At 59.9% G+C, this 15,476-nt stretch carries 17 protein-coding genes and 2 tRNA genes; 15 read left to right on the forward strand and 4 right to left on the reverse strand.

The genetic code is table 11. The features are described from left to right. Nucleotides 1-313 precede the first annotated feature (313 nt). Nucleotides 314-940, forward strand: coding sequence for a recombinase family protein (locus IG197_RS08990; protein ID WP_192318334.1), 627 nt, complete (start codon nucleotides 314-316; stop codon nucleotides 938-940). A 188-nt stretch (nucleotides 941-1,128) separates the two neighbouring features. Here the strand turns inward: IG197_RS08990 and IG197_RS36805 are convergent, their stop codons facing one another. After that, on the reverse strand, nucleotides 1,129-1,860 hold the full coding sequence (locus tag IG197_RS36805) for a hypothetical protein (protein ID WP_371746522.1): 732 nt from the start codon (nucleotides 1,858-1,860) through the stop codon (nucleotides 1,129-1,131). Between the two features lie 15 nt (nucleotides 1,861-1,875). On the opposite strand from IG197_RS36805, the gene IG197_RS36745 reads away from it, so the two are divergent. From IG197_RS36745 to IG197_RS09015, 4 genes are all read left to right on the forward strand, one after another. Then, nucleotides 1,876-2,883, forward strand: a complete 1,008-nt coding sequence (locus IG197_RS36745) for an HNH endonuclease (RefSeq protein WP_192318338.1) — start codon at nucleotides 1,876-1,878, stop codon at nucleotides 2,881-2,883. Between the two features lie 64 nt (nucleotides 2,884-2,947). Further along, the gene (locus tag IG197_RS09005) at nucleotides 2,948-3,730 is read left to right on the forward strand and encodes a hypothetical protein (RefSeq protein WP_192318340.1); all 783 of its coding nucleotides are present in this window, start codon (nucleotides 2,948-2,950) and stop codon (nucleotides 3,728-3,730) included. A 30-nt stretch (nucleotides 3,731-3,760) separates the two neighbouring features. Beyond that, the gene (locus tag IG197_RS09010) at nucleotides 3,761-4,204 is read left to right on the forward strand and encodes a KTSC domain-containing protein (RefSeq protein ID WP_192318342.1); all 444 of its coding nucleotides are present in this window, start codon (nucleotides 3,761-3,763) and stop codon (nucleotides 4,202-4,204) included. Nucleotides 4,205-4,367: 163 nt separating this feature from the next. Beyond that, nucleotides 4,368-4,934 carry a hypothetical protein gene (locus IG197_RS09015; RefSeq protein ID WP_192318344.1) on the forward strand — a complete coding sequence of 189 codons (567 nt, stop codon included), beginning with the start codon at nucleotides 4,368-4,370 and terminating at the stop codon, nucleotides 4,932-4,934. Between the two features lie 587 nt (nucleotides 4,935-5,521). On the opposite strand, the gene IG197_RS09020 is transcribed toward IG197_RS09015, so the two are convergent. The 3 genes from IG197_RS09020 to IG197_RS09030 all read right to left on the reverse strand — a co-directional run bounded on the left by IG197_RS09020 (nucleotide 5,522) and on the right by IG197_RS09030 (nucleotide 9,131). Further along, the gene (locus IG197_RS09020) at nucleotides 5,522-7,183 is read right to left on the reverse strand and encodes an RNA-directed DNA polymerase (RefSeq protein WP_192318346.1); all 1,662 of its coding nucleotides are present in this window, start codon (nucleotides 7,181-7,183) and stop codon (nucleotides 5,522-5,524) included. A gap of 51 nt (nucleotides 7,184-7,234) precedes the next feature. Further along, complete coding sequence (locus tag IG197_RS09025; RefSeq protein WP_192318348.1) at nucleotides 7,235-8,767, reverse strand: hypothetical protein; 1,533 nt, start codon at nucleotides 8,765-8,767, stop codon at nucleotides 7,235-7,237. A 289-nt stretch (nucleotides 8,768-9,056) separates the two neighbouring features. Beyond that, a tRNA-Thr gene (locus tag IG197_RS09030) sits at nucleotides 9,057-9,131 on the reverse strand. Between the two features lie 159 nt (nucleotides 9,132-9,290). On the opposite strand from IG197_RS09030, the gene IG197_RS09035 reads away from it, so the two are divergent. From IG197_RS09035 to IG197_RS09080, 10 genes are all read left to right on the forward strand, one after another. Then, nucleotides 9,291-9,479 (forward strand): hypothetical protein, encoded by a 189-nt coding sequence (locus tag IG197_RS09035; RefSeq protein WP_115733279.1) that lies wholly within the window; start codon nucleotides 9,291-9,293, stop codon nucleotides 9,477-9,479. Between the two features lie 131 nt (nucleotides 9,480-9,610). Beyond that, entirely contained in the window at nucleotides 9,611-10,903 is a 1,293-nt protein-coding gene (gene murA / locus IG197_RS09040) for a UDP-N-acetylglucosamine 1-carboxyvinyltransferase (RefSeq protein WP_192318350.1), read from the forward strand. A gap of 139 nt (nucleotides 10,904-11,042) precedes the next feature. After that, the gene (locus IG197_RS09045; RefSeq protein WP_192318352.1) at nucleotides 11,043-11,477 is read left to right on the forward strand and encodes a DUF2948 family protein; all 435 of its coding nucleotides are present in this window, start codon (nucleotides 11,043-11,045) and stop codon (nucleotides 11,475-11,477) included. 13 nt (nucleotides 11,478-11,490) lie between these two features. Next, nucleotides 11,491-12,783, forward strand: a complete 1,293-nt coding sequence (gene hisD / locus IG197_RS09050; RefSeq protein ID WP_192318354.1) for a histidinol dehydrogenase — start codon at nucleotides 11,491-11,493, stop codon at nucleotides 12,781-12,783. Nucleotides 12,784-12,789: 6 nt separating this feature from the next. Next, nucleotides 12,790-13,275, forward strand: coding sequence for a UPF0262 family protein (locus IG197_RS09055; RefSeq protein WP_067965312.1), 486 nt, complete (start codon nucleotides 12,790-12,792; stop codon nucleotides 13,273-13,275). Next, entirely contained in the window at nucleotides 13,272-13,736 is a 465-nt protein-coding gene (locus tag IG197_RS09060) for a low molecular weight phosphatase family protein (RefSeq protein WP_192318356.1), read from the forward strand. The genes IG197_RS09055 and IG197_RS09060 overlap by 4 nt, the downstream gene beginning before the upstream one ends. 87 nt (nucleotides 13,737-13,823) lie before the next feature. After that, the gene (gene infA, locus IG197_RS09065; RefSeq protein ID WP_006200926.1) at nucleotides 13,824-14,042 is read left to right on the forward strand and encodes a translation initiation factor IF-1; all 219 of its coding nucleotides are present in this window, start codon (nucleotides 13,824-13,826) and stop codon (nucleotides 14,040-14,042) included. 49 nt (nucleotides 14,043-14,091) lie between these two features. Continuing rightward, complete coding sequence (locus IG197_RS09070; protein ID WP_192318358.1) at nucleotides 14,092-14,721, forward strand: Maf-like protein; 630 nt, start codon at nucleotides 14,092-14,094, stop codon at nucleotides 14,719-14,721. Next, entirely contained in the window at nucleotides 14,718-14,927 is a 210-nt protein-coding gene (yacG, locus tag IG197_RS09075; protein ID WP_182574837.1) for a DNA gyrase inhibitor YacG, read from the forward strand. Before IG197_RS09070 ends, yacG begins: the two co-directional genes overlap by 4 nt. A gap of 170 nt (nucleotides 14,928-15,097) precedes the next feature. Next, nucleotides 15,098-15,173: transfer RNA gene (locus IG197_RS09080), tRNA-Phe, on the forward strand. The last annotated feature ends 303 nt before the right edge of the window (nucleotides 15,174-15,476 follow it).

The raw sequence follows: 15,476 nt of genomic DNA on the forward strand, positions 1-15,476 counted from the left end.
CACAAGGGTGCCTCACGCGAGCGCTTGAATATACGTGGCAGTTGCGCGGCTTCCCCCTGGTGGGGGCCTGGAAAACTCCCAGGCCATCTCCACGCCCTCCAGGTACTCTCACGGAGGTAGGGGCCACGCTCCGCCCTTCCGCTAGGCCCCGTCTCCATGTCTTCGACAGGCACCCGCAAGCCTCTATCATTTGGGTATGCCTCAAGCGAAGCGCCCCAAGCCCCTCCAAATCGCACTTCGATAAATCGCATTGACAACTCAAAGCGCAGCGATATTATCGAAGTTACCCAAAGCGAAGCATGGAGCTTTCTAGATGTTCATCCGCGCATACCTCCGCGCCTCCACTAAGGAACAAGATGCCGGCCGCGCCAAGGCAGACCTCCAGCGGTTTGTGGATGAGCGTGGGCTGAGGGTTGCTGCGTCCTATGTGGAGAACGAGAGCGGTGCTTCCCTGCAGCGACCCGAACTCTTCCGCCTCCTCTCGGACTGCCAGCCAGGAGACGTTCTCCTGGTGGAACAAGTGGACCGCTTAAGCCGCCTTAACGCTGCCGACTGGGAGAAGCTCAAGGCGGAGATTGCCTCCAAGCGCGTCCGCGTGGTCGCCCTAGACCTTCCCACCTCCCATCAATTGCTCCAGGCTGGGGCGGATGAGTTCTCCACCCGGATGTTGGATGCCATTAACGGCATGATGCTGGACATGCTGGCCGCTATCGCCCGCAAGGACTACGAGGATCGTCGTCGGAGGCAGACCCAGGGTATCGAGAAAGCCAAGGCCTCGGGAGCCTACAAGGGACGGCCCGAGAACGCCGAGCGCAATGCTGCCTTGATGGGCATGCTCAAGAGGGGCCAGACGTGGGCCAGCATCGTGGCGGCAACTGGGGTCTCCACGTCCACCCTGTCGCGGCTATCCAAGCGGCTGTCGGTCGAAGCGGAAGGATGATGCAGCAGCTTGCAAACACTCGTGCCAGTAAGCACATAATTCGCAGTTGCATCGTAGAGGCCACGCCAATGCGCGAACCTGCCACCAAGACTGACCTTAGGAAGGCTGAGAACGGGATTGTCCGCAATGCCCTCCTTATGATTGGCAGCACGGTACTCCTCGCCGCAGCCATCATCTTGGTCTAGCAGTCACCCGTTGTTGACCACGTATTGCCTCCACACACCTTTTTGCCTTCCGCCGTAGCTAAACAAGGTGGGCTCAAGGGCATCTGGGGCAACGGGTATCCTCTCGGCGAGCCCCTCAATCATGCTGCAATAGCGCTCGTAGACTTCGGCGGAGTTCTCATCCGATACCACTGTGGCACCGTGTGTAAGCTTGATGATTTCGCTTGAGAATAGGACATTGACTGAGCGGCCCAACCATTGGTCAAGGATGTACGCTCCTAGCTCAGGCCTCAAGAAGTGGATCAGCTTTGTAAAGTACGCCACGCCCATGCCCGGAAGTTGTCCTAACCGTCGCGCAGCACTGAGCTGCCTGTAAGCCTCTTGTCGCGTAGTTCCGGGAGCTAATGCGCTCTTCAGCACCGGCATCCACGTTGAGCGGGACTGCCAGAACGCCGCTCCGTGGCCAACGCGCATTCCGCCCCAGGCGCATATCGCTAAGATGCTGTCGTCTGACAGGTCCGGCTGGGCCTTTGTTAACGTTCGAAGGTCTGCCCGACTCATTGGTCCGTGATCTTCGGCGATCTCCCCGCTGTATTTGCGGGCAACACGTCTCGCCCAAATGCCAGGCCGCCGTGCAAACCGAAACTCTCGTAGAGGGTCGGTCGCAGCCGCCTTCAAGAGCACCGCTAATGCGTCCTCGTTCAATGTGACATTCGCCATGTTCGAAGTATCGTGTAGCATCGTCGTTGAGTACATGATTTGGGGAGCGAGATGGGCTTATCTAGCCTTACAGCAAAGGCTGTCGAATCGGCTATCGCCGAATATGACAACTTGGGCCAATCAGCATTCCTTGCAAAGTATGGCTTTGGTCGCGCCCAAAAATACCTGCTGGTTCATGCTGGCCAACACTACGATTCCAAGGCTATCGCCGGAGCGGCTCACGGCCATCTTGAGGGGCAATTAGGGCCGCTAAGCAGCGCGGACTTCTCCGGGGGAGAGAACACCGTAGCCGCAAAGCTCCGCGAGCTGGGCTTTGAGGTTTCTTCGGAAGCGACCCCGCGCAATCCTCCATGGCATCGCGATGAGCTGATCCTGGCGCTGGACCTCTACGCCCAGAACCCCATGTCCCCTCCAGGGAAGCAAAGCACCAAGGTCCGGGAACTCTCGGATACCCTGAATACGCTGGCCGTGGCTCTTGGCTTGGACAGAGAGGGGACCTTTCGCAATTCCAATGGCGTCTACATGAAGGTCATGAACTTTCGGCGCTTCGATCCCGAGTTCGCGAAAGTCGGCAAAGTGGGGCTGGCTCATGGCAGCAAGGAGGACCAGCATGTGTGGAATGAATTTGCCGGGGACCCCGACCGACTACGGGACACCGCCGAGGCCATAAGGGCCGCCGTACAGGCAGGTGCAAAAGCTCCCACTATCACGGACGACAGCTTGGACATCCTAGAGGCACCGGAAGGCCGCCTCTTAGCGGCCCTTCATCAGCGTAGGGAACGCAGCCGCAAGCTGGTGGAAGCCCGGAAACGGTTGGCCCTTCGAGAAGTGGGAGAGCTGCGTTGCGAGGTCTGCGACCTTTCTTTCGGCGAGCGCTACGGCCCACACGGGGACGGGTTTATTGAGGTCCATCACATGCAACCTCTCCACACGCTGAGGGAGGGCGATAAGACCAATCTCACCGACCTCGCCCTAGTCTGCTCCAACTGCCACCGAATGATCCACCGGCAAAAGGAATGGCTGACGACCTCTGTGCTTCGCCAGATGATTAAGGGATGATGACCTGTCTTCGCGCCTACAGCCAGCCATTTGGTAGTCTTCAAGTACGAGGTATCGTCCGCGCATGAACGAGGAATACTTGCAGGCAGCAGTGCGTGCGGCACGGAGGCGACTGGAAAGGCTGCCAGACGCGCTCGGCCGCCTTGCAATGGATGCCAGTGGCAATGGAGCCTACGGCGGAAGCCGGTTCTACTCCCTCACTGCCAATGCGATACGGGATCACTACAGCTCAGCTTGCCAAGACGCATGCGGTGTCATTGTGCGGCTCGCAGGCCAATCTTCCTATGACTATGCGGATGCGCTAGACCAAGCATTGGCAGTGATGGCCGGTGAAGCATGCGAGAAGTTTCCCGTTTCGGGTGGGGCCTTCCACAGGCGCGACGCCTCTTGGCTATCGAGGGACGTTGCCGAACTTCGGCTGGCGCTTCAGGCTGACCGCATGGGACTTATCGCAGACCTCAGCCTTGGCCTTTCGGAAGGAGTGACCATGGCAAAGCCAACAGTGAGCATCGACAATCGTGGCGGAGCCGCAGCCGTCATGGTGGGCGATGGCAACTCGCAGAAGATCGAGGGCGGCATCAAAGCTAGCGCCGGGATTGACGTAGCTGAGCTTCAGCACGTTCTCGCTATGGCCCGCGACGAGGTAGCCCGCGCATCCTTGGCAATTGAGCATAGAGAAGAAATCGAAGATGCCATTGTCTCCACCGAGCGTGAGGCTCAGCAGGACCAGCCTAACCCTGGGCGCGTCAAAAGGTTGCTTAATACGGCGGTCAGGACGCTGAAAGAGCGCGGAGTTCCGATGGCTGAAAAGGTCCTGGAGGCGTATCTCAAAACCATAGTCACCTGATCCACAACCGCACCGGCCATGGGGGATAGAATGGGGGCGCTAGCACACAGAGCCCGGGGGCAGAAACAGAAGGCCGCCTTTGACGCGCTGTCACCGCACGAACAACGACAGGCGCGACAACCGGGCCTTATCCTCTTCTCCTTATTCGTGGTGCTGGCCTTGTGCCTAGCCTTGGGGCCTGTCCTCGCTGAGACCGTTGACGTGAAGTATCGCGGACCAGTGGACCTCGCCAAGTTCGATTGCACGGGAGAGCTGGACAGCAGCGTGGTCAAGCGTGTCTGCTACAACCAAGAAAACTCCTACCTGCTCATCCGGCTCAAGGGCACGTGGTATCATTACTGCGCCATCGACCGGACCACCGTTGATGCGCTGCTGGCGGCCTCCTCAAAGGGCAGCTTCTACAACCAGGCAATCAAGGACAGCGCCACGGGCGGCAAGTTCGGCTGTCGGGGCAGGCCGGTACCGCCGCTCTAGGCTAACTCGGAAGTGCTACGCTAGACCCCACGAAGGCAATCGAGCGGCTAGAATGACAAAGCTGAGCACACAGCTCCTGCAAATCCTGAGGTATGTATCCCGCCTACTTCAATGGGTATTTTGGAGACCGCGCCTTATCTGGGCGGCGGTAGGCGCTCCAGCGATGGCCATGGTGCTAGTCTCAAGCTTGCCCTCGAATGAGCCCCTAGTGCGCCTTACTGGCCTATTGCTACAGATCGTCGGCTTCTGCCTGCTGTTGGTCGGCCTGCATGGCACCCTGCGGCAATTCGGGTATCCGAGTCTTCTAGCTACGTTGTGGTCGTGGGCAAAACAGTGGGCCTCTACTAGGCCTCGTTTTAGCGAAGGCGAGACTGTGCTTGGCTCCGGAACCTCTGCGATTGTGTTTTCAGGCCGTGCCCGGGGAAGGGCAACGGCTGGAAGCGGAGCCACGCTTGAGCAACGCATTGGTGTACTTGAGCAAAATATGGATGCCCTCCATAAGGAGGTCGGCGATGTTCAAGACAAGTTTAAGCGTGAAGTAGATGCCCTAAGGAAACTGCTCGCAGATGAAACCGCTGAACGTATGCGGGACACCGACAACCTCACCAGCCGACTGAAGGCTAAGTTTGTAGATGGGATTGGTCTGGACCTTCTAGGAATTTGGTTCTTCATTCTAGGAATAACCCTCGGAACGGCTTCGGTCGAAATTGCGGGCTATTTCGCCAAGTAGCTTAGCGCGTAGATGCTCCTTTCAGCCTCGGAAGCGCCTTAGTGCCCACATGAATGGGCCGCCGCTCCCCATCCTGGAGGGCCTGTAGATCATGATGCGCGGGAGCCGGTCGCGGTCCACCTCAAAGGGAACTACCTTGGCGGGCCTGAAGTCGCACCTTCTGCATCCGAAGCGCACCGCTTGGATACTGCGCCCTGGTCCAGTCACGATCTGCACATCCACCGCCATAAAATACGCTGTCGCGCCACAGCGGCACTCAACGCGCAGCAGCATGCCATGGCGAGTGGCCTGCCCTATAGTCCTCAGGATTTGGGTCATGAGAACAAAATAGGAACAATTACCTTGCAGGGTCAATCCAGGGCGTGCATTCTGGGGCATGGAGGGCTTCGCCATGGCCCGACCAACGACACCCGAGAAGGATGAGCTTGAGGCCACCGTGCGGGCCGCGATTGACGCCTGCGAAGAAGACTGAGGGCAACCATCAGGGCGCTTGTGATGGCCAATGCGCTCCTAGAGGACGAGCTAGCCCCGGCAATTCCCACAGTCAGTTATGGCTACACCCCCCCAGAACGGCGACGCAGTATCTGTCAAAAATCAAGATCGAACGTGTTTTTAGATAGAGCGTCCGGCACCACCTCTACGCCATCGCCATCCTCAGCCACGTCGTCATCCGTCGAAGACCCGTAGTCATCGCCATAGTCTTCAATTGCAGCATCAGGCTGCCAGTCCAGCCACGGAGGTCGAGGTTTATCTTTTTCGCCATCAAAGACCCTTGGCGGGGCGTCCCAATCGATGATCGATACCTTTGCATTATGGAGCGACCGCATCGATACATGCGCTGTATCCCTATTCCAAATCGGGTCAGCAATACCAAGATGCATCATTTCTAAGGTAAGCGGCCAAAACGCGCCGGAAAAAGGCGTCCCATCAACCACACCCCAAAGTTTGCCTTTCAAGTTTCGGTCGGTTGCCAACCTCCTTTTATTGAAGTGGGCAAGTACCGCCAAAACTAAGCCGCCATTGTTCTCTACGATGATGTCCGATGCCTTTGTTGGCAATTTTTCCTTCAGTTCCTTAAGGAGCCATAGCGCCCAAATGACCTCGGAATCGCGGCCCAAAGCTCCATTCTGAGTTAGGGTTAGCAGGGCAATGTCGGCCCACAGCCCCCTATTCACAGGTCGAGAAGTGCGATTTCTCCAAGCGATTACCCTTGCAACGTGGTCGAAACAGTGAGGAAATTGTACAGCACACTGCGCGAGAAAATGCTCAAGCATCTCCCAGTCACTATCCCACAATTTCCCCTCATCGATCTTGCGGATAGCATGCCGGATCATCCCGTCGTCGTTCTGCACCGTCGATCTATCAACAAGTTGCGCTAGAACTGAAATCGGATCCTTGCCATTATTAATATACTGGTTGTCGCTAAATGCGGCTCTGATATCTCTCTCAAAATCAGATGGCCAATCATCACCAAATATGTACTTTGTTGATATTATCTTTGTCTTTGACTCATTGATGTCAAGTTCAAATTCCTTTAAAGCCGCTCTAATATTTTGTAGATGCTTCTCGCATTCTTCATGAGAGCTTCCACCAATCCAATAATCATCCACATGCCGAACAAATACAGGACTAATTCTCCCGCTCTTTTTCAAGAATACAGAATCCACAGCGGACATAATGGTTTCTGCGACTATTTTCGACGTGTCTTGGCCAATGGAAAGACCGACGGTTTGACGCGATTGCGATTGCCTTACGATAAAATCGAGCCTGTTCCCAAACACGTTGCTAGAATCGTGCTTTGGATCGTTCTTCGCTTTCTCTTTCCCGTTTATCGCCCACGGAATGCTATGCGTGTAAACTGAAGGAAAAAATCTCGAAACATCCGTCACCAAGCAGAACTTGAAGCGGGATAGCGCCTGCAAACGTATTCTTGGCAACTCGGAATGGGGCGTCAGCCGAACGTGCCTGGGACCAGTTCTATGGAAGGTCGGTCGTGACGCAGACCCTGGGGAGGCACTGATGAGTGCGGAAATATCTGCCCAGTGCTTCTCGAAGAAAACAGCCTGGTCTCTCACAAACGCGGGGTGAGGAATGCTAAACATTCGACGCTGCCCACCACGCTTGCTTGCATTGAAGGTGGAGGGCACCCCGATACTGGGCTTGACGACCATATAGGTCCCCACCGTGGGGGAGAGCGCCGCCCAAATATGGCGACCAGTAATGATTGGTGGCAGATTCTCAGGAAACATTCCCTTCTCCACCAAAAGCTCCGGTATAGGCCCACTCATGTCCGCCCCCCCTCAACTATCGTTTCTAGCTGCCCTCATACCCAGCAACGACTTAATCTTTCTCATCTCGACCGCAAGCCCCGGCAACATGACTTCCGTTGATCCATACTTGGCGTGAACCTTCGCCGTAGCGTGACCCGCAAGATATTCCGCCGCCTCCGAGTTCACTCCATCACGGCGGCACAGCGCAACAAACAGATGCCTCAAGCCGTGATTGGGCGAGACGCCTTTGCGGGTGATCCCGACCGACTTGGAGCGGACCCAACGGCCCATGTAAGAATACGCGGATGGCCGGAACAGTTGCCCCTTGGGTCGCCCCTCAAGCCACTCCAAGAGGCCCTCCTCGACCAGGGCAGGATGGACGGGGACCACCCGCTCACTGTTTGCCGTCTTGAGGGAACGCTTGCCCGCACTCGTCACGCGGAAGAACCACTCGCCCTCCGCTTGGAAGAAGTCCTCACGCCGCATGCCTTCCGCCTCGCCGATACGTAGGCCGCCATAGAGGCACAGCCAAGGCAACCACCGCTTGCTGGTATCCGCCTCGTGGCGGGCTGCTTGCAGGACGGTGCGGGCCTCCTCAAGAGTATAGGAGGTGTCGCTTGCAGGCTTCTCGACATACGAGGGCAGTTCCATGTGACCTGAGACAACCTCAGCCCCTGCCATGGCCTCCCGGTGCTCCCGTTGGCGCTTCCCCCAGTTGATGATGGTCCCTAGGCTGACAATCCTGTCTGCAATAGACCGATTGCCTATCTCGCCGGCTGAGACCATCGAATCCATCCACTCCTCCACCTCCGAAACCTTCACCGTCGCGGCATCCGTGGAGCCCCGGGACCGCGCGAAATCCTCCCCGAGTCGCTTGTATTTCTGGACGGATTTTTCAGGCATAGGCTTGGAGCCCGCTCCCGCCCGCCTCTTCCGAACCTGAGCGTCAACGATTGCGTCAAAGGTAACCACCCCAGCCGACTTAGCTTTTTGCTTTGGGACGACGAATGCGGGAGCTGCCTCAAGCTCTGGCACCGGGCCATAGTCGCCGCCCTTGCGGCGCTCTAGTCCCCTTCGAGCAGCGCCAACCATGCGGAGCATTTCGAGATTGAGAAGCCTCCTAATCTCAGCGCTGACATGCAGGTCTCGCCCCGCCAGGGCCTTATCGGTATCGCCACCGTGCATGTGCTCCAATGCCGGCTGGAGGTCCAATCTCAAAGCGGCCTGGAACGCTGGGTACCGGGCAAGAAGAGAGAGGCCGAGCGGCCCACGCTGTTCCTCATCCGCCCTGAGAAAGGCCAGCAGGTCCGCCTTGAGTCGCCTCTTATCGTGTGCAGGCACCCCCCTGAGGACTAGCGCTAAGACCTCATTGCCCACTTCAGAAGTGCCCGCCCCCAATTGGAGCTCTGCGGGGGCCTCGAATGGGTCGTCCTCATGTCGGGCCAGGAACGCCTTAGCGTGATCGCCCGCAAGCGCCACTATCTGTCTGTGAGAAAGCGCCGGGGGTCCCGATTCGAGCAGCGACCGCCATGCGCCCATCTTGGCGTCCCATGCGGCCAGCATGGAGCGGTACTCTTCGCCCGCCTTGTCACGGTCATGGTGGCCAGTGCTTCGCGTGAACTCTTGGCTTGCCCCTAGGTCAGCGACTCCAAGGGACCGCAGCTTGTCTCTTTCGCGCCAAAGACGCTCGGGGATTCGGAATCGCCCCTGCCAGACATCCGAGCCTTTTCGTTTGGAGAGGCCCCGCATTCGCCACCGTCTTCCAGCCATACCCAGAGCACATTCCCATAACAGTCCGATTTGACGGAAGCCATGGAAAACTCTATGCTTTTGAAGCTGCTTGGAAAAAGAATGGTGCTGCCAGAGAGGATTGAACTCTCGACCTCTCCCTTACCAAGGGAGTGCTCTACCACTGAGCTACGGCAGCATTCCGTGAACGGGGCGGCTTGTGCCACATGATTCCCGGGAGCGCAAGTTATCAATTGCCCGAAATCGTGTATCATTTTCCACAGGCCCGCTTACGCCACAATACTGGCCATTTCGGTTGCCAAGCCGCTATGAACGATCGGCAAGCGGGGACCACCACATGTCGTCGACCAAGAAAACGCCCTCAAGCGGCGCCGAACAGCGTCAGGCGCGGCTCGCGGCCGAGCTGCGCGCCAACCTGATGAAACGCAAGGCGCAGGCGCGCTCGCGCCGCACCGGCGAGGCCGATACCAGGCCTGAAGGCCTGGCGGCGTCAGAGGGTGAGATGGAGAAACCCGAGAAAGCCTGACCGGCGACGGCAGGCGCTTGGCGCCAAAGACCGCAAAATGCGCCTTTCTTGAACCGGAAAGCGCGATGGTCTAGACGGGCGGCAAGAAAATTTCTCGCCAGAACCGGGATCGCCCGGAGAAACGACGGCCAATGGATCGCATCAGAATTGTCGGCGGCAACGAGCTGACCGGAACCATCCCGATCTCGGGCGCGAAGAACGCAGCCCTTCCCCTGATGATCGCCTCGCTGCTCACCGACGATACGCTGACGCTCGAAAACGTGCCGCACCTGGCCGACGTCGAGCAGTTGATCCGCATCCTCGGCAATCACGGCGTCGACTATTCCGTCTCGGGCCGCCGCGAGCGCCAGGGCGAAGGTTATTCGCGCACCATCTCGTTTACCGCGCGCAACATCGTCGACACGACAGCACCCTACGAGCTCGTTTCCAAGATGCGCGCCAGCTTCTGGGTCATCGGCCCGCTGCTCGCCCGCATGGGTGAAGCCAAGGTGTCGCTGCCGGGCGGCTGCGCCATCGGCACGCGACCTGTCGACCTGTTCATCGACGGCCTGCAGGCGCTGGGCGCCGACATCGAGGTCGAGAACGGCTATGCCGTGGCCAAGGCCAGGAACAAGCGCCTCACCGGCAACCGCTATGTGTTCCCGAAGATTTCCGTCGGCGCGACCCACGTGCTGATGATGGCGGCAACGCTTGCCCGCGGCGAGACGGTGCTCGAAAACGCCGCCCGCGAGCCCGAGGTCGTCAACCTCGCCGAATGCCTCAACGCCATGGGCGCCAGGATCACCGGCCAGGGCACCTCGACGATCACCATCGAAGGCGTCGATTCCCTGTCGGGTGCACGTCACCGCGTCATTCCCGACCGCATCGAGACCGGCACCTATGCCATGGCTGTCGCCATGACCGGCGGCGACGTGCTGCTGGAAGGCGCGCGCGCCGACCTGTTGCAGGGCGCGCTCGACGTGTTGTCGCGCACCGGCGCCGAGATCATCCCGACCAATTCCGGCATCCGCGTCCTGCGCAACGGCTCGGGCATCACCCCGGTCGATGTCGTCACCGAGCCCTTCCCCGGCTTCCCGACCGATCTGCAGGCGCAGTTCATGGGCCTGATGACCATGTCGAAGGGCAAGTCGAAGATCACCGAGACGATCTTCGAAAACCGCTTCATGCATGTGCAGGAACTTGCCCGCCTCGGCGCCCACATCACGCTGTCGGGCCAGACGGCGATCGTCGAGGGCGTCTCCAAGCTCAAGGGCGCGCCCGTCATGGCGACCGACCTGCGCGCTTCGGTGTCGCTGGTCATCGCCGGCCTCGCCGCCGAAGGCGAGACCGTGGTCAACCGCGTCTACCATCTCGACCGCGGCTTTGAGCGCCTGGAAGAAAAACTGTCGCGTTGCGGCGCGGTGATCGAGCGCATCAGCGGATGAGTTAGGGGAATAGGGCAATAGGGGAGTAAGGCAGTGTTGCGTGCCCTGCTGCCCCACTCCCTTACTGCCTTCCCTTTAGCATCAAGACCGCCTAACAAAGCCGGAAGCATTACCGTTCCGTACAGGCAGCCGACCGAACATGAACCTGCTCAAACTAGTCGCTCTCGACGAAGAAGATCTGGAGATCGTTTCGGCGCATGTGCAGGATGCGGTGATCAGGGTCGGCGACATCGCCTTCGATGCGCCGGCGAAGCGCTTTGCGCTGGCAATGAACCGCTTCGCCTGGGAAACCAGGAAAGGTTTCTTCAGGCCTAGATATGAGCGGCGCAGGTCGATCCTGCATTTCGACCGCGTGCTGTCGGCGCAACTGCACGGCATTTCGCGAGCCAAGACCGAAGACGTGCTGGAGCTTCTGGCGATCGGCTTCGCGCAGGAGGAAGGTCCGACCGGCACGATCGAGCTTCTGTTTTCCGGCGACGCCGCCATCCGCCTCGATGTCGAAGTCATCGAGGCCCGGCTGACCGACACCGGCGCTGCATGGCAGGCCTCTTCCCGCCCCATCCACAATATCTGAGCATTTCCAGACAATGGCCATCACGCTTCGCCAATCAGACGCAGACTTCGAGAAGCGCTTCGCCGCCTTCCTGACCACGAAGCGCGAGATTTCGCCCGACGTCGATGCGACGGTGCGCGCCATCATCGACGACGTGCGCAGCCGCGGCGATGCGGCACTGATCGACTACAGCAGGAAGTTCGACCGCGCCGACCTCGGCACGCTCGGCATCGCGGTGAGCCGCGCCGACATCGACCAGGCCTACAAGGATGCCGATCCGGCGACTGTCGAGGCGCTACGCTTTGCCCGCGACCGCATCCATTCGCACCATGCCCGGCAGATGCCCAGGGACGACCGCTATGTCGATCCGATCGGCGTCGAGCTCGGCTCGCGCTGGACCGCCGTCGAGGCGGTCGGGCTCTATGTTCCAGGCGGCACGGCGAGCTATCCCAGCTCGGTGCTGATGAATGCCGTGCCGGCCAAGGTTGCCGGCGTCGAGCGCATCGTCATCGTGGTGCCGGCATCAGGCGGCGTCATCAATCCGCTGGTGCTGGTCGCAGCCGACATCGCCGGCGTGTCGGAAATCTACCGCGTCGGCGGCGCCCAGGCAGTCGCCGCCCTTGCCTATGGCACCGAGACCATCCGTCCCGTCGCCAAGATCGTCGGCCCCGGAAACGCCTATGTCGCGGCCGCCAAGCGCCAGGTGTTCGGCACCGTCGGCATCGATATGATCGCCGGCCCTTCGGAAGTGCTGATCGTCGCCGACAGCGACAACGACCCCGACTGGCTCGCCGCCGACCTGCTGGCCCAGGCGGAGCATGACGTCTCCGCACAGTCGATCCTGATCACCAATGACGCCGCCTTCGGCAAGTCGGTGGAAGCAGCGGTCGAACGCCAGATCAAGCTCCTGCCGCGCGCAGAGACCGCCGCCGCAAGCTGGCGCGACTTTGGCGCGATCATCGTCGTCGAAGACTTCGACGTGGCCGTCCCGCTGATCGACCGCATCGCCGCCGAGCATCTCGAACTCGCCGTCGCCGATGCCGAGACGCTGCTCGGCCGCATCCGCAATGCCGGTGCGATATTCGTCGGCAAGCACACGCCCGAAGTCATCGGCGACTATGTCGGCGGCTCCAACCACGTGCTGCCGACGGCACGCTCGGCACGTTTCTCCTCTGGCCTGACGGTGCTCGACTTCGTCAAGCGCAGCTCGATCCTGAAGCTTGGTCCCGAGCAATTGCGCGAGCTTGCTCCCGCGGCAATCGCGCTGGCCAAGGCCGAGGGTCTCGATGCGCATGCGCGCTCCGTCGCCATCAGATTGAACATGTAGGCGGCGATGTCCGACAAAGGCCACGCACGCTCCCGCCTGGTCGACGTCGAACTCGACGAATCGATCGGCCGTTCGACGCCCGACGTCGAGCACGAACGCGCGGTCGCGATCTTCGACCTGATCGAGGAAAACAGCTTCCACCCGATCAACGACGATGGCCACGGCCCTTACCGGCTCAAGCTGTCACTTGTCGACGCGCGGCTGGTCTTCGCGATCTCGCGTGAACACGGCGAAGCGGTGGTCACCCACATCCTGTCGCTGACGCCGTTCCGCAGGATCGTGAAGGACTACTTCATGATCTGCGAAAGCTACTACGAGGCGATCCGCTCATCGACGCCGAGCCAGATCGAGGCGATCGACATGGGCAGGCGCGGCCTGCACAATGAGGGTTCGCAAACCCTGCTCGACCGGCTCTCCGGCAAGATCGAGATCGATTTCGACACCGCGCGCCGCCTGTTCACGCTGATCTGCGTATTGCACTGGCGCGGATGAGGATGGCGGCAAACCGAAGCTCTCCACGCTCTGTCCTGTTCATGTGCCGGATGAATTCGGTCCGCTCGCCAATGGCCGAGGCGATCGCCCGCCACCATCTGCCGGCATCGGTGTTCGTGACGTCGGCCGGCGTGCGCGCCGGCGATCGCGACCCGTTCGTCGATGCCGTGCTGGCCGAAGAAGGCATGGGACTCGACGAGCATCAGCCACGCACCGTCGATGATCTCGAGGACGACTATTTCGACCTGATCGTCACACTCGCGCCCGAGGCGCATCACGCCGCGCTCGAATTCACCCGCTCGATGGCAGTCGACGTCGAATACTGGCCTACGCCCGATCCGACCGCCGTCACCGGCACCCGCGACCAGATCATGCACGCCTACCGCGACGTGCGCGAACGCCTGAAGCACAGAATGGCCAATCGATTTGCCGCCGAGGCCCAAGGAAACGACGCCGATTAAGCGTGTTCACAAAGCGTGGATTATCATATAGGTTCCGCCCAAATTCCGGCCGGGTCGCCGGAAAGTCATCCAAACCAAAGGTACCGAATGCCGAAGGAAGAAGTCCTCGAGTTCCCGGGCGTTGTTACGGAATTGTTGCCGAATGCGATGTTCCGGGTCAAGCTCGAAAACGAACACGAAATCATCGCCCATACCGCCGGCCGCATGCGCAAGAACCGCATCCGCGTCCTCACCGGCGACAAGGTGCTCGTCGAAATGACGCCTTACGACCTGACCAAGGGCCGTATCACCTACCGCTTCAAGTAAGCCGCCTGCTGCAAGCACGCCGGCCGGTCTCAGCCTACAGGATCAACGATTGAGCGATCTGCAAAAGCTTGTGCTTGCCTCGGGTTCGCCCCGCCGTGTCGAGCTGTTGCAGCAGGCCGGCATCGAGCCTGATCGCCTGTTCCCGGCGGATGTCGACGAACGTCCGATGCGCGCCGAGCATCCGCGCTCGCTGGCCAAGCGCCTGTCGGTGACCAAGGCGCAGAAGGCGCATGACGTCCTTTCCAAGGAAGCGGAACCCGCTTCCGGCTTCATTCTTGCTGCCGACACCGTCGTTGCCGTGGGACGGCGCATCCTGCCCAAGGCCGAGAGCTCTGATGAGGCGCTGCATTGCCTGCAGTTGCTGTCGGGCCGCTCGCACCGGGTCTATACCGGCCTCGCGCTGGTGACGCCCGCCGGCAAGCTGCGCCAGCGGCTGGTCGAGACGCGCGTGCGCTTCAAGCGCCTGTCGAAGCAGGACATGGAAAACTACCTCGCCTCGGGCGAATGGCGCGGCAAGGCAGGCGGCTATGGCATCCAGGGCCTCGCCGGCACCTTCGTCGTCAAGCTCGTCGGCTCCTATACCAATGTGGTGGGCCTGCCGCTCTACGAGACCACGTCGCTGCTGTCGGGCGAAGGTTACCAGGTCCAGCTCAACTGGCAGGCCGGCGCGCGCGTATGACCGACAAGCCAGCCGCCGTCGTCACGCCGCTGCGTGCCAAGATCTCCTGCCCTGAATGCAGCAAGCCCTCGGCGCGCGAGACCTATCCGTTCTGCTCGCCGCGCTGCAAGGCGGTCGATCTCAACCGCTGGCTTTCGGGCAGCTACGCCATTCCGGTCCGTGACGACGAAGACGAGGATTCGGACGGAAACAGCGAAGCCGGCTGATAACGCCGAGCGGCATTTGCAGCTGACGCAACGGCCTGTGATTTCTTCCAGAAAAACATCTCGCAGGCGCTGGACAGCGGCAAATCTCGTGTTATAACCCACCCGCTTTCAGGGTGCAGCGCACCACTCAAGGCATCCGGATCAAGGCTCTCGCCCGATCCTGGAACTAGGCCCAGATAGCTCAGTTGGTAGAGCAGCGGATTGAAAATCCGCGTGTCCGTGGTTCGAATCCGCGTCTGGGCACCACTTCCTCCTTCTCTCAAAATTGCAGACGGTTTTGCCAGCGACGCGCAAGCGCATATGGCTCAATCCTTGCCGCAAGAACGTGACAAGGCCCCCCGGACAAGAACTCGGCAATCAGCTGCAAGCGGCGACCCGCGTTGACCTTCGCGTACCGGGCACCCAACCGGCATCGATCAGCTTTTCCGAAGAACAATCGTTCCACCTTGTACATTCCCACCATTTACTTCGCGCCTCACGCAGAAAAATGCGGGAATATACCAATATTTCGGCGAATTACATCTTCAAACCACTCCGATTTACATCAGA

The sequence above is a fragment of the Aminobacter sp. SR38 genome, assembly GCF_014843375.1.
GTDB classification, from domain to species: Bacteria; Pseudomonadota; Alphaproteobacteria; order Rhizobiales; family Rhizobiaceae; genus Aminobacter; species Aminobacter ciceronei.